The 20,236-nt window shown below is 64.6% G+C and carries 20 protein-coding genes; 8 read left to right on the forward strand and 12 right to left on the reverse strand.

The annotated features are described in order from the left end of the window. Nucleotides 1-34: 34 nt before the first annotated feature. Complete coding sequence (locus tag C7G41_RS20135; RefSeq protein ID WP_106944186.1) at nt 35-235, reverse strand: hypothetical protein; 201 nt, start codon at nt 233-235, stop codon at nt 35-37. A 79-nt stretch (nt 236-314) separates the two neighbouring features. Continuing rightward, nucleotides 315-611, reverse strand: a complete 297-nt coding sequence (locus C7G41_RS20140; protein ID WP_106944187.1) for a hypothetical protein — start codon at nt 609-611, stop codon at nt 315-317. 233 nt (nt 612-844) lie between these two features. On the opposite strand from C7G41_RS20140, the gene C7G41_RS20145 reads away from it, so the two are divergent. After that, on the forward strand, nt 845-1,483 hold the full coding sequence (locus tag C7G41_RS20145) for an HAD family hydrolase (RefSeq protein ID WP_106944188.1): 639 nt from the start codon (nt 845-847) through the stop codon (nt 1,481-1,483). Nucleotides 1,484-1,487: 4 nt separating this feature from the next. Here C7G41_RS20145 and C7G41_RS20150 read toward each other — a convergent pair whose 3' ends face one another. After that, a complete protein-coding gene (locus C7G41_RS20150; protein WP_106944189.1) occupies nt 1,488-2,528 on the reverse strand; it encodes a phenylacetaldoxime dehydratase family protein in 1,041 nt (346 codons plus the stop codon). A 27-nt stretch (nt 2,529-2,555) separates the two neighbouring features. Beyond that, on the reverse strand, nt 2,556-3,572 hold the full coding sequence (locus C7G41_RS20155; protein WP_106944190.1) for a carbon-nitrogen hydrolase family protein: 1,017 nt from the start codon (nt 3,570-3,572) through the stop codon (nt 2,556-2,558). A gap of 198 nt (nt 3,573-3,770) precedes the next feature. Between C7G41_RS20155 and C7G41_RS20160 the strand changes: the two genes are divergently transcribed. From C7G41_RS20160 to C7G41_RS20175, 5 genes are all read left to right on the forward strand, one after another. Then, complete coding sequence (locus C7G41_RS20160) at nt 3,771-4,727, forward strand: helix-turn-helix domain-containing protein (RefSeq protein ID WP_106944191.1); 957 nt, start codon at nt 3,771-3,773, stop codon at nt 4,725-4,727. 46 nt (nt 4,728-4,773) lie between these two features. Continuing rightward, on the forward strand, nt 4,774-5,064 hold the full coding sequence (locus C7G41_RS20165) for a hypothetical protein (protein ID WP_245446589.1): 291 nt from the start codon (nt 4,774-4,776) through the stop codon (nt 5,062-5,064). A gap of 115 nt (nt 5,065-5,179) precedes the next feature. Then, complete coding sequence (locus tag C7G41_RS20170; protein WP_106944192.1) at nt 5,180-6,205, forward strand: aldo/keto reductase; 1,026 nt, start codon at nt 5,180-5,182, stop codon at nt 6,203-6,205. An 88-nt stretch (nt 6,206-6,293) separates the two neighbouring features. Next, nucleotides 6,294-6,455, forward strand: coding sequence for a hypothetical protein (locus C7G41_RS37860; protein ID WP_199198491.1), 162 nt, complete (start codon nt 6,294-6,296; stop codon nt 6,453-6,455). Between the two features lie 148 nt (nt 6,456-6,603). Further along, nucleotides 6,604-8,025, forward strand: a complete 1,422-nt coding sequence (locus C7G41_RS20175; protein ID WP_106944193.1) for an MFS transporter — start codon at nt 6,604-6,606, stop codon at nt 8,023-8,025. Between the two features lie 46 nt (nt 8,026-8,071). Here C7G41_RS20175 and C7G41_RS20180 read toward each other — a convergent pair whose 3' ends face one another. The 3 genes from C7G41_RS20180 to clpS all read right to left on the reverse strand — a co-directional run bounded on the left by C7G41_RS20180 (nt 8,072) and on the right by clpS (nt 11,726). Continuing rightward, a complete protein-coding gene (locus C7G41_RS20180; protein WP_106944194.1) occupies nt 8,072-8,617 on the reverse strand; it encodes a cupin domain-containing protein in 546 nt (181 codons plus the stop codon). Between the two features lie 80 nt (nt 8,618-8,697). Next, nucleotides 8,698-11,103: an ATP-dependent Clp protease ATP-binding subunit ClpA gene (gene clpA / locus C7G41_RS20185; protein WP_018455181.1), complete on the reverse strand. Its 2,406-nt coding sequence runs from the start codon at nt 11,101-11,103 to the stop codon at nt 8,698-8,700. Nucleotides 11,104-11,393: 290 nt separating this feature from the next. Further along, entirely contained in the window at nt 11,394-11,726 is a 333-nt protein-coding gene (gene clpS / locus C7G41_RS20190; RefSeq protein ID WP_018455182.1) for an ATP-dependent Clp protease adapter ClpS, read from the reverse strand. Nucleotides 11,727-12,211: 485 nt separating this feature from the next. Between clpS and C7G41_RS20195 the strand changes: the two genes are divergently transcribed. Next, nucleotides 12,212-13,549 (forward strand): TadE/TadG family type IV pilus assembly protein, encoded by a 1,338-nt coding sequence (locus C7G41_RS20195; RefSeq protein WP_106944196.1) that lies wholly within the window; start codon nt 12,212-12,214, stop codon nt 13,547-13,549. A gap of 73 nt (nt 13,550-13,622) precedes the next feature. Here the strand turns inward: C7G41_RS20195 and C7G41_RS20200 are convergent, their stop codons facing one another. Beyond that, on the reverse strand, nt 13,623-13,961 hold the full coding sequence (locus C7G41_RS20200; protein WP_007603238.1) for a phasin family protein: 339 nt from the start codon (nt 13,959-13,961) through the stop codon (nt 13,623-13,625). A 388-nt stretch (nt 13,962-14,349) separates the two neighbouring features. On the opposite strand from C7G41_RS20200, the gene C7G41_RS20205 reads away from it, so the two are divergent. Beyond that, the gene (locus tag C7G41_RS20205; protein WP_106944197.1) at nt 14,350-16,200 is read left to right on the forward strand and encodes a D-alanyl-D-alanine carboxypeptidase; all 1,851 of its coding nucleotides are present in this window, start codon (nt 14,350-14,352) and stop codon (nt 16,198-16,200) included. 223 nt (nt 16,201-16,423) lie between these two features. Here C7G41_RS20205 and C7G41_RS20210 read toward each other — a convergent pair whose 3' ends face one another. The 4 genes from C7G41_RS20210 to C7G41_RS20225 all read right to left on the reverse strand — a co-directional run bounded on the left by C7G41_RS20210 (nt 16,424) and on the right by C7G41_RS20225 (nt 20,212). Continuing rightward, the gene (locus C7G41_RS20210; RefSeq protein ID WP_106944198.1) at nt 16,424-17,149 is read right to left on the reverse strand and encodes a DnaJ domain-containing protein; all 726 of its coding nucleotides are present in this window, start codon (nt 17,147-17,149) and stop codon (nt 16,424-16,426) included. Nucleotides 17,150-17,211: 62 nt separating this feature from the next. Continuing rightward, nucleotides 17,212-17,961, reverse strand: coding sequence for a hypothetical protein (locus C7G41_RS20215; protein WP_106944199.1), 750 nt, complete (start codon nt 17,959-17,961; stop codon nt 17,212-17,214). A gap of 121 nt (nt 17,962-18,082) precedes the next feature. Continuing rightward, the gene (locus C7G41_RS20220; protein ID WP_106944200.1) at nt 18,083-18,943 is read right to left on the reverse strand and encodes an alpha/beta fold hydrolase; all 861 of its coding nucleotides are present in this window, start codon (nt 18,941-18,943) and stop codon (nt 18,083-18,085) included. A 345-nt stretch (nt 18,944-19,288) separates the two neighbouring features. Continuing rightward, nucleotides 19,289-20,212 carry a division plane positioning ATPase MipZ gene (locus tag C7G41_RS20225; RefSeq protein ID WP_007603231.1) on the reverse strand — a complete coding sequence of 308 codons (924 nt, stop codon included), beginning with the start codon at nt 20,210-20,212 and terminating at the stop codon, nt 19,289-19,291. Between the last annotated feature and the right edge of the window lie 24 nt (nt 20,213-20,236).

Here is a 20,236-nt window from a genome sequence, read left to right on the forward strand (position 1 = left end):
GATCAACGCTCCGCTGGTGTCGCTGCCTACCGCCCTAGTTTTTGACCGGAACCGGGATTTCGCCCCGGATGGCGCGGTCGAGGGCATCGATCAGCGCCTGGATCTCGATGAACTTGTTGCGCGCGCGCTCGGCCGTGTCGCGCACAAAGGGAGCGGCCAGCACTTTCGCATGCGCGTCCCTGTCCTCGATCATGCGATCACGGGCCTTCTTCAGAGTTTCAAGTCGCTCGCTCATCCGGCCTCTCCTGAAAAAATTCGTCTCGATCTCTCGTTCGGACTCGCCGATCAACGAGAACGCGGCGAACGAGCAACCCTCAACAGCCGCGGCAGATGTTCTTCAGCTTCGCTGCCGTTCTGGCCTCTTCCGCCACGAACGGGTCCTTGTAGGCAGCACGGAACCCATCGCCTTCCGCAGCAGCGGGCTTTTTTTCCTTCGGAGGAAACGCAGCATCGTAGCAGGAGAGACGTCCGCTCGTGCTTTCGATCGCGCGGCAGTCCGGTCCTGCCGCGACAGCGCCTTGCGACAGTGTGCCAAGTAACAATGCGCCAAGCATCAATGCGACGAGAAGCGCTCTCCGGCGGATCCAGTCGACCAGACGAAATCGAGGCATGCAGGCTCCTGCTCAGTCGGCGGGAGCGCTGGTGACCCTCAGTCACCGGTCGATGCCAATGGAAGGGCGGTGATGGCGCGACCGTACGCTTCCCTCCCGCGAATAGCGAGCTTTAAGGGATATGCCATATCAGGAAGGCCGGATTTTGGCGTGGCAATCCTTGCGCGTTGCCTTGGTCCGCGGCCTCGTTTAGGTCTGGCAATAGGCGGCGGTATCAACACAGGCGCGGCAATATGGTGACACTCTATTTCGATCTCGACGGCACGCTGACCAACCCGAAGCCCGGGATCACGCGCTCGATCCAATACGCCCTGGAGCGCCTGAACGTCGCGGTGCCGAGCGAGGACGAGCTGACCTGGTGCATCGGCCCGCCGCTGCATGCCAGCCTGGAAAAGCTCACGGGCAGCGCGGAACTCGCCGACCGGGCGCTGTTGCTCTATCGCGAGCGCTTCAGCGATGTCGGTCTGTTCGAGAACGAAGCCTATGCCGGCATCATGGACACCCTGACAACGCTTGCCGCGACCACACCGCGCATGTTCGTGGCGACCAGCAAGCCCGCGGTCTACGCCACCCGCATCGTCGAGCATTTTGGCCTAAAACCGTACTTCGAGCGCGTGTTCGGCTCCGAGCTCGACGGCACGCGCGTCGACAAACGCGACCTGCTGCGCTACGCGCTCGACGAAGCCAGGGTCGATCCCGCCAGCGCGATCATGATCGGCGACCGCAGCCATGATGTGGTCGGCGCCCGCACCAACGGCATGACCGCGATCGGCGTGCTCTATGGCTACGGCAGCGAGGCCGAGCTGCGGGACGCCGGTGCGCATCACATCTGCGCCGCGCATCCCGAGCTGCTCGGCCACTGCGTCATTTAGTCGATCAAGCGTCGGCGGTCTCCACCGCCGCCAGCATGCCGGTCTTGGCGTGACAGTTCAGATATTCGAAGAGCTGCTCGTCGGCAGTTGCCACGGTGACCTCGTGATAGAGTCGCAGTTTTGCCGAGGGGCCGAGCGTCGACAGATACTTCATCGCGGCGCCGAATATCTTGACGTGAGTCGGATGCGATTCCGCCCACCGCTCCAGCGCAGCCAGGCTCTTCCACCAGCTTTGACCGTAGGATTTTTCACTCGCGTCCCCGTCGGCTGCGAGTACGCGCATGTAACGGTTGGCGTAGCAGCCGATGCCGAGGCCGTCATCGCGCAGGAAATCCATGCCCTCGCGCAATACCGGTTCGACGTCGTCGAGATAGAGCTTTCGCTCCGACGCCTCGGTATCGCTCCAGTCCTGGCCTGATCGGATCAGGCAGAGATTGTCGTGCGCCCGCACGCGCAGCCGCGCGCCGTCGCGGATCAATTCGGGATTGCCGCCCGGCGACATCGGATCGGTCTGCGACAGCGGGATGCGGTCGCGCATGCCACCCCAATAGGCGTGCTCCTGCACCTCGCCGCTCATGCCGCCGGCGATTGCGGCGACGCCCTCGGGCCGGTCGAGCGAGGAAAACAGCGTCTCGTGCCGCGCCACCGTGGGACGCAGCACCTCGACGAACGTGCCTATGCCCTCGGGCTGCGTTCCGGTCCAGGCCTCGCGCGCCGGTGCAAACCATTTGTCGAACCGCGCAATGTCGTCCCAATAGGCCACGGAGACGACGTTCTCGTAGCCGGCCTGATCGACATAGCGGGCGCGGTCCCAATGCGAGGGCCCGCCTTCCGCAGCAAACCGCGCCGCGATGTTGGCGAGAGCGTCCGTCGCAGCCGCCGGCACCGTACCGCGATATTGCAGGCCGAAATAGGCCATCCCGACGCGGTTCACCGCAGACTTATAGCGCGCCACGAAGGACGGGTATGGCGGCTGGTAATCGTCCGGCACGCGCTTGTGGCGCGTGCGCGGGGTCTCGAGATGCAGAGGAATCGCGGATTCCATGATCGTGCCTCCCCTTGATTCCGGCGATCAGCTCGCCGCCGCGGCAATGTCCGTGGGCTCGACGGTGTCGACCGGCAGTGCAAACTGCTCGACGCGCTGGTATCGCTTCTTGTTGAGCAGGAGCCGCGTCACGTCGGGGCGCGAATAGTGCCCGGCTGGATCAGCGGCGTTCTTGGCGACGCCGATGGCGCCAAGATCGATCTCGGCGATCAAGAGGCCCTCCTGGTCCGGCGCGAGCTTGTCGCCGATCTGGCTGCCATCGGGACCGTAAATGGCGGCGAAGCCACCGCCGACATGCAACAACGCGTGCTTGTCCGGCCGATCACAGAGCTCGTCGATCATCGCCTGCGAGACCGTTGCGCAAGGCGCCAGCACGAAGCAGGAGCCCTCCACAGCGTAGACGCGCGAGGCGGCGTTGTTGACCTCGGCGCCGAGCGCCGGCGCGAACGGATCGTAGAGCGAAAAGCTCGGCCAGGCCGCGACATGGACCTGCTCGTTCTGGGCATACATGGCGTATTTCGACAGCGGCTGGAGATGCTCCCAGCAGCACAGGGCGCCGATGCGGCCGATGTCGGGCCGCGCATGTACGGCGAGATCGCTGCCGTCGCCCTCGCCATAGACCGTTCGCTCGGCATGGGTCGGCCGCAGCTTGCGGCGCTTTGCGATGGTCTCGCCGTCCGGCCCGATCAGCCATTGCGCCAGATAAAGACTGCCGCCGTCGCGCTCGGACAGGCCGAGCACGGCAGTGAGCTTGGCCTTGCGCACGGCATCGCGCAGCCGCTCGGCCTGCGGACTGTCATAGGACAGCGAATTGTCGAAATAGCGCTGCACGAAGCCGCGGCCGATCGCCCAGGCCGGCGAATCCATCCAGATGTGCCAGGGGTAGCCGGGGATGAAGGCTTCCGGAAAAGCGATCAGCTTGGCACCCTTCTCGGCGGCGTCCCTGATCAGGGCGATCGACTTGTCGATCGAGGCGTCGAGATCGAGCCAGGCCGGCGCCGCCTGCACCACCGCGACCTTGTATTTCGGATGTTCGATGCCCATTCCCGCCTCCCTTGCCGGTTGATCGGAAGCCAGGTCCGATGCAGTCTATTTGACCAAGCCGGGCAGCGGGCGCTCGACCGCGGCGGAACAAAAACTCGACCGGACGGGGATCGCCGGCCCGGTACGGGATTTGCCTCCGGTCAGGCGGGACCTGCGCCGACACGCGATTTTACGGGATGTGAAAGGGAGGCTCTGCAGATGCCCATCCAGTTCACCACGGACGACAGCCCAGGCCATCGCCGCCTTGCGCTCTGGCAAGATATTGTCTGCGACGTCTTCGTCGGGCTCGACTGCAAGTCCGATCTTGGCAGCGCCTTTCGCGGCTCGGTCACCCGGGCGCCACTGGGCAAGGCGGAATGCTCCGAGGTCTGCTCCGACCGTCAGCACGTGTTGCGCACGCCCTCGCGCATCGCGCGCTCGGATCAGGATTTCATCCTGATCGCGCTCGGCAATCGCGGCACCGGCGGCGTGGTGCAGGACGGCCGCGAGGCCGTGGTGCATCCGGGAGAGTTTGCGCTCTATGACACTACCCGTCCCTACGAGCTGAAATTCGACGGCACCTTCACGCAGACCATCTTCAAGGTGCCGCGCGAGATGCTGCAGCGCCGGCTCGGCGCGACCGAAGCCCTTACCGCCAGCGCTTTCGGACCGGACTCGCCGCTGCAGAGGATCGCCTACGATTTCATCTACCGGCTCTGCCAGAGCGCGGATCAGATCGATCCACACCACGCCGCCGCTCTGTCGGAACAGGCCGTCGATGTCCTGGCAATGGCGCTGGGCGAGCGGCTAGGCAAGACGCCGCTGCCGTCCTCGACCCATCGCTCCGCCCTGCTCTACCGGCTGAAGGCGCATATCCGGGCTCATCTTGCCGATCCCGACCTCTCGCTGTCCGAGACCGCAGCGGCGCTCGGCATCTCGTCCCGCTACGTCAACGATCTCCTGGCCGACGAGGACACCTCGTTTCAGCGCTACGTCCTCGGTGAGCGCCTCGCTCAATGCAGGCGCGACCTCGTCTCCGCCGTGCTCGCTCACCGCCACATCGGGGAGATCGCCTTCGCCTGGGGCTTCAACGACCTCTCGCATTTCGGCCGCGTCTTCCGCGAGCATTTCGGGATGTCGCCGCGCGACTTCCGGCAGAGCCAGTTGCGGCATTGACGCCCCGGGCAGCCATTGGCTCGAGCCTTCGCTTCAGGCGAAGGTAATGCTCGTGAATTCCAGATTGTCAGGTGCTGCCGCCGGGATCAGGCTCGGCACCATGAGAACCAACGCCACGATAAGCGGATCGGAGGCCTTGCTGGGCGTGATCGCGATCCGGCTCGCGGTGCTGGTCGCGGTGGGCTGGAGCCTGACGCTCCTGCCGCGGCAGGCGCGCGATGGAGAAGCCGCCTGTGTGGCCTCTCCTGCAACAAGGGGCGCGGCTCGGCTTCCGGCGACGACGGCCAGCCCGCGCGTAACTGACGCAGCATTCGACGACATGCGTCTGCACGACTAGGCCTCTCTCAAGCAAGGCCGGTATGTGAGCGCGGCGTAGGACATGGCACGTGCTTGCACTACCATCCGCACAGAGGTCGCGGGGATCAATCAGCGGCCAGCCGAGGAGCATATCGATGGAATACCGACGCTTGGGCCGCTCGGGCCTCATGGTGCCCGCCTTGAGTCTTGGGACCGGCACGTTCGGCGGCGTGGGCCGCCTCGCTGCGTGGGGCACGACTGACGCGACCGAAGCGCGACGCCTTCTGGATATCTGCCTCGATGCCGGCGTGTCGATGTTCGACACCGCGAACGTCTATTCGCTCGGCGAATCCGAGCGCGTTCTCGGCGAAGCCATCAAGGGCCGCCGCGACAAGGTGCTGGTCTCGACCAAGGCGACGTTCCGCTTAGGCGACGGCCCCAACGACATCGGATCGTCACGGCAGCATCTGCTCGCGGCCGTTGATGCTTCGCTGAGCCGGCTCGGTACCGATTACATCGATCTGTTCCAGCTCCACGGCTTCGACGCCTTCACCCCGCCTGAAGAGGTGCTGGCGACCCTCGACGTGCTCGTGCGCGCCGGCAAGATCCGCTACGTCGGCGTGTCGAACTTTTCGGGCTGGCACCTGATGAAATCGCTTGGCGTTGCCGACAAGCACGGCTTCCCGCGCTACGTCGCCAACCAGACCTACTATTCACTGATCGGGCGCGACTACGAATGGGAGCTGATGCCGCTCGGCCTCGACCAGGGGTTAGGGGCAGTGGTCTGGTCGCCGCTCGGATGGGGACGTCTCACCGGAAAGATCCGCCGCGGCCAGCCAAAGCCTGAGTTGAGCCGCCTGCCCAAGACGGCCGAGTTCGGCCCGCCCGTGCCGGACGAGCACGTCTATCGCGTCGTCGATGCGATCGACGAAGTCGCCAAGGAAACGGGCAAGAGCGTCTCGCAGATCGCGCTGAACTGGCTGCTGCAGCGTCCGACCGTCTCGACGCTGATCATCGGCGCGCGCAACGAGACGCAGCTGCGCGAAAATCTCGGCGCGGTCGGCTGGTCATTGACCAAGGACCAGATCGCAAAGCTCGACGCGGCGAGCACGGTGACGCTGCCCTATCCTTACTGGCACCAGCGCACGGCCTTTACCGACCGCAATCCGCCGCCGGTGTAGCGGCCGGCGCGCCGGCGCGGACCGGCTTGAGCTGCATCAAGCCGGACTGCGCGGGAGGTGGCATCGTGCGCACCCGCGAGGCAGCCCGATGCGCCGATTTGCCATGAAGGCCCTGTTCACCGCTCTCAGTCTCAACCGCGCTGAGCGCAGCGGAATCGATTGGGACCGCACCATCCGGATCGTCTCGACCGCGGTGACGGTTGGGCTCGTCGCCCTTTATGTGTTCGGTAAGTCGACCTCGCGCTGGTGAGCCAGCGAAGGCCGTCCCGACCCATGCCCGCGATGCCGTGAGACCCGCGCCCGGCGCAGGAACCGCCCGTATCCTGCCGGGTTGCGATGCATCTCGCAATTTCCTAATCCGGAGACGAACCACGGCTCGAATCAAGCTCGCCGCCATCATGTCGCCAGCCCCCATGGAGCACGCCGACGGCCTGCCGCAACCGCAGCGCAACCAGGCGGTCCTCACCATTGCGCTCGGCATCATCATGGCAGTGGTCGACAGCGCCATCGCCAACGTCGCGCTGCCGACGATCGCGGCTGATCTCGACGCGAGCCCGGCGTTCTCGATCTGGATCGTCAACGGCTACCAGCTCGCGATCACGATCTCGCTGCTGCCGCTGGCTTCGCTCGGCGAGATCGTCGGCTATCGCCGCGTCTATCTGGTCGGGCTGGTGCTGTTCACGCTTGCCTCCGCATTCTGCGCGCTGGCCCACACGCTGCCGCTCCTCACGATTGCACGCATCGTGCAGGGGTTCGGCGCGGCCGGCATCATGAGCGTCAACGCAGCGCTGGTGCGTTTCACTTACCCACGCAGCCAGCTCGGCCGCGGCATCGGGCTCAACGCCCTCGTCGTCGCCTTCTCGGCCGCGGTCGGCCCGACGCTCGCCGCCGGCATCCTCGCGTTCGGCAGCTGGCCCTGGCTGTTCGCCATCAACGTCCCGCTCGGCGTGGTGACACTGGTTCTGGGCCTGCGCAGCCTGCCGCACACCAGGCCCGCGAGCCATTCTTTCGACTGGCAAAGCGCGGGGCTGTCCGCGATCACCTTCGGCGTCGGCATCGCCGCGATCGACAGCGTCGGTCACGGCGAGGCAGCGCTCACCTGCCTCGTGCAGTTCGCCGTCGCTCTCGTCGCCGGCGCACTGCTGATCTACCGCGAGACCCACATGGCCTCGCCGCTGCTGCCAATCGACCTGTTGCGCATTCCGGTGTTCGCCCTGTCGATTGCGACCTCGATCGCCTCGTTCTGCGGGCAGATGCTGGCCTTCGTTGCGATCCCCTTCTATCTCCAGAGCCGCTTCGGCTATTCGGCGGTGCATATGGGCCTCTTGATCACGCCGTGGCCGATCGCGGTGGCGTTCGCAGCCCCCCTCGCCGGCCGCCTGGTCGAGCATTATCCGGCCGGCCTGCTCGGCGGCATCGGGCTCACGCTGTTCGCCTGCGGCCTCGCTGCGCTCGCCTTGCTGCCGGCGGCCCCGACGCCGCTCGACGTGATCTGGCGGATGGCGCTGGCCGGCGCCGGCTTCGGCCTGTTCCAGACACCCAACAACCGCACCATGATCGCGGCCGCCCCGCGCGAGCGTGCCGGCGGCGCCAGCGGAATGCTGGGGACGGCGCGGCTGCTTGGGCAGACCACCGGCGCGGCGCTGGTCGCGCTGTTCCTCGGCCGCTATCCGATCGAGGGAACCAGGATCGCGTTGCTGACCGGCGTCGGCTTCGCGCTCTGCGGCGCGGCGCTGAGCATGTTGCGACTGTCGCCCGCAGGAGCCCGCGGCGCCGAGCATGTTCGGGTGCAGGACGACCAGCGCCTGCGCGGCGAATAGCGCGTGACCATTTAGGAAGGCCGATTTCGGCGGCGTCCGCCGCGCCTCACATCTTCACCATCTCGGTGCGATATTTCGGCAGCAGTGCCGCGATCAGCTTGCCTTTCTCGGCCATCTCTTCCGGGGTCGGCTTCGGCGGTGGCGATGTGCGGCCTTCGACGGGAAAGCCAACCGCCAGGAAGAATTCGTCCTGCCCCGCCGGCGTGCACATGCAGAGCATACGGGCCGTCTTGCCGGACACGTTCTTGAACGCGTGCGGCGCGTTGGCCGGAACGTTGACGGTCGACCCCGCACTTACGGTGTGGGACTTACCGCGAAAGGTGAATTCAAGTTCGCCTTCGAGCAGCGTGAACATTTCCTCGAAGTCATGGCGGTGCGGCGGGGGCCCGCCGCCGGCGGGCACCAGCATGTCGACCAGGCAATAACGTCCTGCAGTCTGCGCGCCCGACACCAGGACCGTGTAGGTGCCGCCGGCCACGGAGATATGCGGCACGTCAGCGCCTTCGGGATCGGCGACCGTCAGGGCGCGGCTGGGATCGTCGGCGGGGATCGAGGAAGCTGACAACGAGTTTGCAGAAGGCGTGTTGGTCATATCGGATCTTCTTGCCTATATTTGACTGCCAAGAAAAAGGCCGGCTTCTCAGCCGGCCTTTTCAATTCATCGCGTGCAGATCAAGCCTTGACCAGCGGGCTCTTGGTCGGCCCCTTCGAGCCGCCGGGACCACCGGGCTTGGACTTGCCCGGCGGGCGCTTGCGGGCACCCGGGAGCTTCTCCTGCTTCGGCGTAACCGGACCCTCGACGAACTCGAAGCCGATCTTGTCCTTGGTCTCGTCCGCCTCGTCCTTGACCAGAACGACGCGAACATGGCCGCCACCCTTGAGCTTGCCGAACAGCACCTCGTCGGCCAGCGGCTTCTTGATGTGCTCCTGGATCACGCGAGCCATGGGACGTGCGCCCATCTGCTCGTCGTAACCATGCTTCACCAGCCAGGTCTTGGCGGGATCGGACAGCTCGATGGTGACGTCGCGATCGCCGAGTTGCGCTTCGAGCTGAAGCACGAACTTCTCGACCACCGTGCCGATCACCTCGACGCTGAGATGGCCGAACGACACGACCGCATCGAGACGGTTGCGGAATTCCGGCGCGAACTGCCGGTTGATCGCCTCGTGGTCGTCGCCTTCCCGCTTCGAGCGCGTGAAGCCGAACGCCTGCTTGGCGAGATCGGACGCCCCCGCATTCGTGGTCATGATCAGGATGACGTTGCGGAAGTTGACCTGCTTGCCGTTGTGGTCGGTGAGCCGGCCGTGATCCATGATCTGGAGCAGCACGTTGTACAGATCGGGATGCGCCTTCTCGATCTCGTCGAGCAGCACCACGCAATGCGGATGCTGGTCGACACCGTCGGTGAGCAGGCCGCCCTGATCGAAGCCGACATAGCCGGGAGGCGCGCCGATCAGGCGCGACACGGTGTGCCGCTCCATGTATTCGGACATGTCGAAGCGCAACAGCTCGACGCCGAGCGACGCCGCGAGCTGCTTCGCGACCTCCGTCTTGCCGACGCCGGTCGGACCCGAGAACAGATAGCAGCCGATCGGCTTCTCCGGCTCGCGCAGACCGGCTCGCGCCAGCTTGATCGAAGCGGCGAGCGACTCGATCGCCTTGTCCTGACCGAACACGGTACGCTTCAGGGTCTGCTCGAGATGCTTGAGCACCTCGGCATCGTCCTTCGACACGCTCTTCGGTGGGATCCGCGCCATCGAGGCGATCGTGGTCTCGATCTCCTTGATGCCGATGGTCTTCTTGCGCTTGTTCTCGGCGACCAGCATCTGCGCCGCGCCGGATTCGTCGATCACGTCGATCGCCTTGTCCGGCAGCTTGCGGTCGTGGATGTAGCGCGAAGAGAGCTGCACCGCAGCCTCGATCGCCTCATTGGTGTATTTCAGCCGGTGGTAGTCCTCGAAGTACGGCTTGAGGCCCTTGAGGATCGCGATCGCGTCCTCGACCGTCGGCTCGTTGACGTCGATCTTCTGGAAGCGCCGCACCAGCGCGCGGTCCTTCTCGAAGTGCTGGCGGTATTCCTTGTAGGTGGTCGAGCCCATGCAGCGGATGGTGCCGGAAGCAAGCGCGGGCTTGAGCAGGTTCGAGGCATCCATCGCCCCGCCCGACGTCGCGCCCGCACCGATCACGGTGTGGATCTCGTCGATGAACAGGATGGCGTTGGGATGCGCCTCGAGCTCCTTCAGCACCTGCTTCAGGCGTTCCTCGAAATCGCCGCGATAGCGCGTACCGGCGAGCAGCGTGCCCATGTCGAGCGAGAACACGGTCGCAGCCGCCAGCACCTCCGGCACCTCGCTGTCGACGATGCGCTTGGCCAGGCCTTCCGCGATCGCGGTCTTGCCGACGCCGGCCTCGCCCACGAACAGCGGATTGTTCTTCTGCCGGCGACACAGCACCTGGATCGCGCGGTTGATCTCGGAATTGCGTCCGATCACCGGATCGATCTTGCCGTCGCGCGCCTTCTTGTTGAGGTTGACGCAATAGGTCTCGAGCGCCTCGCCCTTCTTCTTGGCGTCCTCGCTGCCCTTGGTCTCGGTCTCCTCGTCGACACCGCGCACGGGCCGCGCCTCGGAGACTCCCGGCCGCTTGGCGATACCGTGGCTGATATAGTTGACGGCGTCGTAGCGCGTCATGTCCTGCTCCTGCAGGAAATACGCGGCATGGCTCTCGCGCTCGGCAAAGATCGCGATCAGCACGTTGGCGCCGGTCACCTCTTCGCGACCGGACGACTGCACGTGGATCACCGCGCGCTGGATCACGCGCTGGAAGCCTGCGGTCGGCTTGGCGTCGTCGGCGCCATCCGTCACCAGGTTCTCGAATTCGGTCTCAAGGTAATTGACGAGGCTCGTACGGAGCTTGTCGAGGTCGACGCTACAGGCGCGCATGACGGCGGCTGCATCGGAGTCGTCGATCAGGGAGAGCAAAAGATGCTCGAGCGTCGCGTATTGGTGATGACGCTCGTTTGCGATCGCCAGTGCACGATGCAGGGATTGTTCAAGGCTTTGGGAAAAAGTCGGCATTCGCGTCCTCTATGGCCCCCACCATCATGATCGTCATCGCCCGGTCAGGCAACAACAACCTTTGTCACATATAGTTATATAAGATCGCGGCGAAAGACCGGTTCCGCGACTCAGGCGGCAGCACAGCTGCGGTATTTGTCGATGCAAAACCCGTTCCGATTTGGGCGCGATCGGCACCGGACCGAAATTCCGTAGTTTTGCCGTCTGCAACGAACATCGCCCGCAGACATCACGCGGCAATTACACTGCGACGTGCACCAGAACCGGCTTCGAACGCGCCGTAACGTGGCTTACTTCTTTTCCATCACGCATTGCAGCGGATGCTGGTGCTTGCGAGCGAAATCCATCACCTGCGTCACCTTGGTCTCGGCGATCTCGTAGGTGAACACGCCGCACTCCCCGATCCCGTGATGATGAACGTGCAGCATGATCTTGGTTGCAGCCTCGGCGTCCTTCTGGAAGAATTTCTCCAGCACATGAACGACGAATTCCATCGGCGTGTAATCGTCGTTCAGGATCAGCACACGATACAGGTTCGGCCGTTTGGTCTTCGGTTTGACCTTGGTGATGACGGACGTGTTTGGCGCGGAGGGACCGCCGGAACGGTTCTCGTCGTTGCTCATCAGGGGAGCGTGGGCGGCAGCGGCCGCGGACGGATCTGGTCTGGAAGACAGTTGCGGCATGGCTCAGGCGTTCAAATTCCCCACGGAAGCGTATGGCGGTTCGCCGCGCAGCCCCGGCCTTCGGAGTTCGCACAGGCGCACCGCCTTGTTGGATCGCCACTTCCAGCCGGTCCGGTCCAAGCCAGTCGGCTTCACCGAATATGGGCCTGCCCCCGGCTCGCCGCAAGCGTGCGACAGCTCGGCCGATGCGGCCACGGCGGTCCCGATTCCCGGTCCGGGCGATCCTCGCCAAGGTTAATCAATCCGGACTGATTTGACAAAAGCTTCCGCCCCGCCCGTTTAGAAGATGTTGACCAGGAACCCGGCCGGTAACGCGGCTGCGGCGGTTTCGCGTGGGCTATCTCCGCTTTTCTACGGACCAATTTACCCTGCGTTCAATGGCGTGGCGCCAAAACGGGCAAAGTCACAGATTGCCGGGGACCGTCATGTCTCGCCTGCCCATCGTCGGCCGTGTTGGTCGACACCTCGCCCGGTTTGCAGCGGCCGAACAAGGCAATATCGCCGTGATCTTCGCCATCGTGCTGCTCCCGGTTTTGAGCTTCGTCGGAGCTGCGATCGATTACAGCCGCGCGGTCCAGGCCCGTTCCGCGATGCAGGCGGCCCTCGATTCCACCTCGCTGATGGTCTCCAAGGATCTGTCGTCCGGCACCATCACGACGTCGCAGATCGGCAGCAAGGCGCAGGCTTATTTCAACGCCCTGTTCACCGCCACGAGCGCCCTGCCGTCGGTCAGCATCGCGGCTACTTACACCGCAAGCACCAGCCTGGGCTCCACTATCCAGGTCACCGGCACCGGCACCTACACCACCACCTTCATGAAGATCGCAGGCTTCCCGACGCTCGACGTCGGCGCCAATTCCACCAGCGCCTGGGGTCTGGTGCGCATGCGCGTGGCCTTGGTGCTCGACAACACGGGGTCGATGGCGCAGGACGGCAAGATGGCGGCGATGCAGACCGCCGCGAAGAGCCTGGTCGACCAGCTCAGCCCACTCGCCAAGACTAATGGCGACGTCTACATCTCGATCGTCCCGTTTGCCAAGGACGTCAACGTCGGCGACAGCAACTACAGCAAGTACTGGGTCGATTTCAGCGATTGGGACGCGGCCAACGGCACGTGCAACTCGCGCAACAGCGGGGGACAATGCACGAGTTGGACACCGGCCAACCACAACGCCTGGACTGGGTGCGTGGTCGACCGCGACCAGGACTACGACACCAAGAACACGACGCCCATGAGCGGCAATGCGGGGACGCAGTTTCCGGCCGAACAGTACTCCTACTGCAACACCGGCAGTTCGTCCTATCTGCAGCCAATCATGCCGCTGAGCTACGACTGGAGCTCACTCAAGAGCCGGATCGACGCCATGAAGCCCACCGGCAACACCAACCAGGGCATCGGCCTCGCCTGGGGCTGGATGACACTGTCGACCGGCGATCCCATGAACGCGCCGGCCAAGGACACCAACTACACCTACAAGGACGCGATCGTGCTGCTCTCCGACGGTCTCAACACGCAGAACCGCTGGTACAGCAACGCCTCACAGATCGACGCGCGGCAGAAGAAGCTGTGCGACAACGCCAAGGCGGCGAACATCACGATCTATACGGTGCAGGTGAACACTGGCAGCGACCCCACTTCCAGCGTGTTGCAATATTGCGCGAGCGGCACCGACAAGTTCTATCTGGTGACGAAGGCAGATCAGACCGTCTCGGTGTTCAAGGACATCGGCACGTCGCTGTCCAAGCTGCGCGTGGCGCGCTGAGGCAGACACGCCGCGACAACAAAAAAGCCCGGCTGCTTCAGCCGGGCTTTTGATTCCGGGACGTCAGGAAACGTTAGCTGGCGGCCGGAGTGAACTTCGAGACGATGGTCTCGACCGGCTTGAACGCCTGCTTGGCGAGGTCGCTGTAGAGGCCGGCGATCTTTTGCGATTCCGCGACGAAGGACTCGTAGGCGGAACGGGCGAATTCGGTCTGCGCTTCGACGGCCTTGTCCAGCGACTTCACGCCGGAAAGCTTCTCGACGAAGGACTTGGTGTCCTCGAACGACTTCTTGGTGTAGTCGCCATAGGCGCTGGCGATCGCCTGGAGGCCGTGCTGCATCGAGGTCGCGGAGGCGACGTACTGCTCGAAGTGCTCTTTCCCGTAGCCTTGAAAGTCTTCAACCTTGAACATTCGGAATCCTTTTCCCTAGCTCTCGTCGGGAAGCCCCGGCTCCCTGACCCTGCCCACAATTAGTGCAACGCACAAAAAAGTCAAGAATTTTGTGCGTCGCACAAATTGCATACAAAATTCGCAGAAATTCCCGGGGTTTCCCGCAATGGTTCCTTAAGCTTTTGGAAACCGCAGCCCCCTACCTTGATTCCTTGGACGTGTTCAACTTCCACAAGCGGCCAAAAGCCGTTGGAGAACATCACCTTAGCCAGAACAGCGGCTCAGGCCCGACGTCCCCCGCGGCGAACACCTGCGGAGGGACAGCCTGAGCAGGTAATGATCCCGGGTCCGTTGGGCACAATTTCGCCTCACGAGCCGGTGATCAAGTCAGAAACGGGGACGGGGTTTCATGCTTCGTAAAAACTTGTCTTCCTCGCGCTTGGCGCGGGTCGGCGTTTTTGGGCTTCTTGCGGTCACCAGTGCAGTCATCTTCACCACAGATGCTGCCGAGGCGCGGCGTCACCGTCGACACTACGCGCACCAGCGCGTGCAGCGCGATGTGTCCGAGAGTTCCAGCCCGAAATTCGCGTCGATCATCGTCGACGGCAATTCGGGCGCGGTGCTTCAGTCGAACAGCCCGGACGGCATCCGCCATCCCGCCTCGCTGACCAAGATCATGACGCTCTATCTGCTGTTCGAGCGCCTCGAGTCCGGGAAGATGAAGCTCGACACCGAGATGCCGGTGTCGCAGCACGCCGCCGATCAGGATCCGACCAAGCTGAACCTGCGTGCCGGCCAGACCATTCGCGTCGAGGACGCGATCAAGGGTCTCGTCACTCGCTCCGCCAACGACGCAGCCGTTGTGATCGCGGAAGCGATTGGCGGCGACGAGGACGACTTCGCCCAGATGATGACGCGCAAGGCGCGTTCGCTCGGCATGTCCAGGACGGTTTACCGCAACGCCAACGGTCTTCCCAACGACGAGCAGGTCACGACCGCGCGCGACCAGGCCACGCTCGGCCGCGCCATCCAGGAGCGCTTCCCGCGCTACTATCGCTATTTCGCGACCTCGACGTTCAACTGGCGCGGACAGTCGATCCGGAACCACAATCATCTGCTCGGTAATGTCGAGGGCGTGGACGGCATCAAGACCGGCTACACCCGCGCCTCCGGCTTCAATCTCGTGACCTCGATGCGCCGCGGCAACCGCCACCTGATCGGCGTGGTGCTGGGCGGCCGCAGCGGCGGCTCGCGCGACGCCATCATGCGCAACCTGCTTGCGGAGAACCTCGACAAGGCCGCGACCAGCCACACCGTCGTGGCGGTCACCGAGCGCAATGGCTCCGACGCCGCTGCCGAAGTCGCCGATGCGTCGGACACTCCGGCCCGCTCGGCTCCGCAGGTTCAGGCTGCTGCTGCCCCTGCTCCCGAAGCAGCCCCGTCGCGTCTCGCCGCGCGCCTGTCGACGCTTGCGGCTGCCACTGCCGCGGTGCCGCCGGCTCAGCCCAGATCTGAAGCCAACAAGCCTGACGTTCGGCCGACTGAATCCAGGATCGAGCCTGCGCCGCTCACCAATGGCGTGATCTCGAGCCAGCCGCTCTCGATCATCCCCGGCTCGTCCGAGCCGATGAAGCCGGTCCGGGTCAAGACCGTCCAGGTCAAGGCCGGCGCCGTGAAGGTCGCCTCCGCCGCCCCCGCTCAGATCGCGCCGCAGGTCACGAGCACGATTGGGTCGCGCTCCGACGTCGCCGAAACCTCCGGCGCGGTCGTCGCCCGGGCAGACCTCATCAACAAGCCCGAAGTCGCCAGCCAACCGGAAGCGGCGAGGGCCGAGATCGCCCGTACCGAGCTGCCGCGGCAGCCGGCGGGCTTCGGCACCGGCAACGGCGTCCTCGGCGTATTGCCGGCCGCCACCGCCGCCGCACCCGCCCCGGCTGCTACGAAGCTTGCGTCAGCCGACCCGACGCTGCAGCCGGTCCAGATGAGCGCCACCACGAAGCCGGTCGTCAGCCACAGCGGCTGGATCGTCCAGGTCGGCGCGCTCGAGAGCGAGAACGAAGCCCAGCAGCGCATCGACGCCGCGCGCAGCTCGGCCCGCGGCCTGCTCAGCAAGGCCGACCCGTTCACCGAGCCGGTCGTCGCGAAAGACAATCGCAAGCTCTACCGCGCTCGCTTCGCTGGGCTCGACCGCGACCAGGCCGAAGCCGTCTGCCGCACCCTGAAGCGCGCCGACATCTCCTGCATGACCGTCCGCAACTGATCTTCGCACCGTTCCAATCAAAATGCCCGCGCCTTGCGCGGGCATTTTCATTTTCGGGACGCGGTGACCGACGAGGCTGTTCCACGACAACCTCTCGTCAAGGATTTACGGTTAAAACTTTACGCAAGGGATCGACCACGCCGACAACGGCGGGCATCGGGGCGACGGCAAACAGAGCAAGCGGGGCTCACACGGGACGAGCGTTTGTAGCGTGGTGCCGGAGTTAGCCGTTATGCGTGCGAAGCAGAGTATCCTTGGCCTCGTTTACACGGGCAGCGAGATACGTCGAGCCCCCCTGGTCGGGATGCAGTTTCTTCATCAGGGACTTGTGAGCCCGGCTGATGTCGTCACGCCCCGCCCCCGGCTGCAGGCCAAGGATCTGATAGGCCTCCTCCGTCGTCATTTTGCCGGTCGCCACCGTGCGGCGCTGCCCCCCTGCCGCGTCGCCCTGCGCGTTCTGACGCCAAGCGGGAAACCGGCGGTCCAGATAGCTTTCAAGTAGGGCCACGCTCTCGGCGTCGAACGCCGGGACCATTGCCAGCAGAGCCGCGAGATCGAACTCATCGAGGTCGCGCCCGGCATGAGGCCCGGCGACGATCCGGCCTCCGAGCTGGCCGGAATCGTGATCGAGCCGCATGTCCAGGAATTGCGAGCGCACGCGCGAGGCCTGACCAGCCGGGCGCGTCGCGCCGGCGCCGAACAGCCCGCCGATATTGCCGAAGCCGGCGTTTGCCATCGGTGTCCAGCCCAGGAGCCCGGCGCCGAATATCCCGAGCGGAATCGCCACCACCAGTTCGCCCTTCAAGCCCGTGAACGCTGCGACAGCCAGCGCGACCACGCCGCCGCCGAACCTGATCGCGCGTGCCAGCACGGCCGGATTGGCCGAACGGAACATCTGGAGCAGCAGATAAAGGGTGATAATTGCAATAGCGCCGGCAATCAGGGTCATGGCCGGAATATAGTCGGCCTATCGCCAAAAAGCATCGTGTCCTTGCGCCCCCCTGCCGAGCGCTACTTCATCTGGCCGATCAGTCTGGCCGCGCCACTGGCGGTCTTCGCCAATTGCAACAGCGCCTCGCGTCCGCCGGCCGCGTAGGCTGCGGCTGCGCGCAACAGCTCGCGCAATTGCGCCGCCGCGCCCGGATCGAACCGGCACCAGGCGCCGCCGGTCAGGCGCGCGATCTCGCGAAAGGCCTGCTCGGCCACCGCGTCATGGCCTTCCTGAAATACGAACACAGGCACCTTGAGCATGCCGAGCTCGCCGGCCTTGGCGCAGAGCTCGTCGACGTTCTCCTCCATGGCGTCGCCGACGAAGACAACGGCGCGCACGCCGGATGCGACCGCCTCGCGCCGCGCCTCGCTCAACACCTTGCCGATCTGGGTGTCGCCGCCACGGCAATCGATCTTGCTCATCAGCGCCGCAAGCCTGGCGCTGTCGGAGATCCATCCCGTGGTGCGGCACTCGTTGAAGCCGCGATAGTAGACGAGCCGGATGTCGAGACTGCCGAGCGCGGCGGTCTCACGGAACATGTCTGCCTGAAGCGCGCAGGCCATGTCCCAGGTCGGCTGCCGGCTCATCGTCGCATCCAGCGCGAAGATCAGCCGTCCTTTCGCACCGGGAGCATGCGGTGACAGCGCGCGCGCGTTTGCGACGAAGGCGGCGATGTCCTCCGAGGTCGAGGTCCCCGCCTGCGGCACAGCGCCGCCTGGTTGCGTCGAGACGGCATCGCGGCCGCGCGGTTTGATGGGTTCGCCCGACATCCCTTGACCCTTGCGTGGAGGGCTAATGTGGTCAGCGCGTGCAGCCCGGTCAATGTGCAAAGCCCCCGCAGGCGGAAGCCGGCGGAGGCTTTGAAAATCGGTATCGACGACGAGGAAGGCGTCAGCTCTTGGCAGGCGCCATCAAAGCGACCGGCCCGGGCTCGAGAATCTTGGGCGGGGACGATTGCGTGTCGACCGGCGCCACTTCGCTGTCGGCCGCACTCAGGAACTTGTCGAGCATGCCCTGGATCGAGTTCTTGGCCGCGTCTGGACCAGTGTCGCGCATGTCGTTGTGCTGGAATTCGGTCTTCACGACCTGGATGCCGGCCTTCTCGCATTCCTCGTCGGTCGGGATCACACCCGCATCGGCCTTGAACTGCGGATCGGTGGAGCGGAACGACAGGATCTTGAACTTGCCGGCGGTGACGAAGGGCACGCGAAGATTGTCGAGCGTGACGACCTTCTTGACCTCATCCGGATACTGCTTGGCGAAATACATCGTGATGTCGCCGCCCATGGAGTGGCCGACCATCGTCACCTTGTCGTAGTCGGCGTTGGGCTGAACCTTCTTCATCTCCTGCATGGCGAGATGGATGTTGGCGACGCCGCGCAGGATCTGCGGCAGCCGGCCGACATAGATCTCACCGGGCTTGGTCACCATCGGAGGATCGGTCGGCAAATCATGTTGCGGGCTGACGACGAGGTAGCCGCGCGCGGCGAAAATGTTGGCGAGGAAGCCGTACTCGGTGTTCTTGACGGTGTTGCCGTGGTTGATCACGGCGACCGGCATCGTGATCATGCCGGCATTGGCCTGCATTTCCTTGTCACGACGGATCGCGATATCGACGGGCACCGCACGGTTGTCGCGCGATGCGTCGTAGAAGGTGATGGTCTCGTGCCTGATTGCCCACTTGCTCGCCGTGAAATAGGCGACGCCGCAGAGGGCACTGACCGAAACCAGAACGGCAATTCCACGCTTCATTTTCGTCCTCAGCCTCAGGCTCTTGCGGCCTGAATCCCTGTTGAAAATCGTGTTCTTCCGGAGCTCTTCGGCCCCTGGTCGCCTATTCCCTAATATATGTCACAGCCGCGTGACAGGAAGGCCAAATATTGTGAACCGGCAGCCCTTTCATTGTGCGCCGCACACCTTTCTTGGGCATCTCCCTCTCACACCGCTACGTCAGGGTGCACGTCACCTTCCGACGCAACCTGTCTCGATCGGGTTCAATTTTGCAGTAAACGCAGGGTGAAAACGGTTGAGCGCGGGCTCGGTTCCCACGGGAGACCGGCCGCTTTGATCGACTGGAAGTAGCGATATACCGCCGGCTCAGGCGCCGAGGATGTCGTGGACCTCAAGCGGCTTGTCGACCTGGTTGAACCACTCGGCGCGGTTGGCCGCGCGGCGGCGTCCGCGCTCGTCGAGCGGAAGCTTGAGCTGGCGAAGCAGGCTCGTCACCTCCTCCCGCGCGGTGAGATGGCCGAGATTGGGCCGCATGCCAAGCGTGGCCTCGTCGATCTCGTCCAGCGCGGTCAGGCCGCGCGGGAAGAACTCGCGATAGACGACGCGTTCGGCGAAGCCGTCGACGTAGCGGAAGCCGAGCCGCAGCGACAAATCCTTCAATCCCTCGGCAACAAGCTGCTTGTTGCGGGAGCCGAGCATCGACAGTCGGTTGCGCACGACGATCCAGTCGGTGGTCGCGCCGTCGAGCTGGCGGCGCTTGCGCCTGACATCCCGCACCATCTCGGCGTAGTGGCTCTCGCCCGTCACCGCGTAATTGGCGGGATCGACGGTGCCGAGCACATCGAAATCGAGGAAGCTGTCGTTGATCGGGGTCACCAGCGTGTCGGCCATCGAGTGCGCAAGCCGCATCAGGTAGCTGTCGGTGCCGGGCGTATCGATCACGATGAAGTCGAAGCTGCTCTCGACCGCCGAGACGGCCTCCATGAACTGGAGGAACTCCGAATTCTCGTTCTCGGCGACCTGCATGGTCTCGCCGAGTTTGATGCAGCGATGCAGCGGCAGTTCGAGGTCGAGCTTGGTGCGGCGCGCCCAGGCGGAACGGTTGTTGATGTAGTGCGTAAAGCTCTGCTGACGGCAGTCGAGGTCGATGGTGGCGACGCGCTGGCCGGCCTTCAAAAGCGCGACTGCGATGTGCAGGGCGGTGGTCGACTTGCCGGAGCCGCCCTTCTCGTTACCGAGCACGACCACATGCGCCGAGCCGGACTGGCCTTGGCTAGCTTGCACAAGCATCGCGATCCTCAACACCCCTAACGA

Source organism: Bradyrhizobium sp. MOS002, from assembly GCF_003020115.1.
Classification (GTDB): Bacteria; Pseudomonadota; Alphaproteobacteria; order Rhizobiales; family Xanthobacteraceae; genus Bradyrhizobium.

Coding starts and splice junctions, on each gene's coding strand:
- C7G41_RS20135 (WP_106944186.1), bottom strand. CDS start 235: ATGAGCGAGCGACTTGAAACTCTGAAGAAGGCCCGTGATCGCATGATC.
- C7G41_RS20140 (WP_106944187.1), bottom strand. CDS start 611: ATGCCTCGATTTCGTCTGGTCGACTGGATCCGCCGGAGAGCGCTTCTC.
- C7G41_RS20145 (WP_106944188.1), top strand. CDS start 845: ATGGTGACACTCTATTTCGATCTCGACGGCACGCTGACCAACCCGAAG.
- C7G41_RS20150 (WP_106944189.1), bottom strand. CDS start 2,528: ATGGAATCCGCGATTCCTCTGCATCTCGAGACCCCGCGCACGCGCCAC.
- C7G41_RS20155 (WP_106944190.1), bottom strand. CDS start 3,572: ATGGGCATCGAACATCCGAAATACAAGGTCGCGGTGGTGCAGGCGGCG.
- C7G41_RS20160 (WP_106944191.1), top strand. CDS start 3,771: ATGCCCATCCAGTTCACCACGGACGACAGCCCAGGCCATCGCCGCCTT.
- C7G41_RS20165 (WP_245446589.1), top strand. CDS start 4,774: ATGCTCGTGAATTCCAGATTGTCAGGTGCTGCCGCCGGGATCAGGCTC.
- C7G41_RS20170 (WP_106944192.1), top strand. CDS start 5,180: ATGGAATACCGACGCTTGGGCCGCTCGGGCCTCATGGTGCCCGCCTTG.
- C7G41_RS37860 (WP_199198491.1), top strand. CDS start 6,294: ATGCGCCGATTTGCCATGAAGGCCCTGTTCACCGCTCTCAGTCTCAAC.
- C7G41_RS20175 (WP_106944193.1), top strand. CDS start 6,604: ATGTCGCCAGCCCCCATGGAGCACGCCGACGGCCTGCCGCAACCGCAG.
- C7G41_RS20180 (WP_106944194.1), bottom strand. CDS start 8,617: ATGACCAACACGCCTTCTGCAAACTCGTTGTCAGCTTCCTCGATCCCC.
- clpA (WP_018455181.1), bottom strand. CDS start 11,103: ATGCCGACTTTTTCCCAAAGCCTTGAACAATCCCTGCATCGTGCACTG.
- clpS (WP_018455182.1), bottom strand. CDS start 11,726: ATGAGCAACGACGAGAACCGTTCCGGCGGTCCCTCCGCGCCAAACACG.
- C7G41_RS20195 (WP_106944196.1), top strand. CDS start 12,212: ATGTCTCGCCTGCCCATCGTCGGCCGTGTTGGTCGACACCTCGCCCGG.
- C7G41_RS20200 (WP_007603238.1), bottom strand. CDS start 13,961: ATGTTCAAGGTTGAAGACTTTCAAGGCTACGGGAAAGAGCACTTCGAG.
- C7G41_RS20205 (WP_106944197.1), top strand. CDS start 14,350: ATGCTTCGTAAAAACTTGTCTTCCTCGCGCTTGGCGCGGGTCGGCGTT.
- C7G41_RS20210 (WP_106944198.1), bottom strand. CDS start 17,149: ATGACCCTGATTGCCGGCGCTATTGCAATTATCACCCTTTATCTGCTG.
- C7G41_RS20215 (WP_106944199.1), bottom strand. CDS start 17,961: ATGTCGGGCGAACCCATCAAACCGCGCGGCCGCGATGCCGTCTCGACG.
- C7G41_RS20220 (WP_106944200.1), bottom strand. CDS start 18,943: ATGAAGCGTGGAATTGCCGTTCTGGTTTCGGTCAGTGCCCTCTGCGGC.
- C7G41_RS20225 (WP_007603231.1), bottom strand. CDS start 20,212: ATGCTTGTGCAAGCTAGCCAAGGCCAGTCCGGCTCGGCGCATGTGGTC.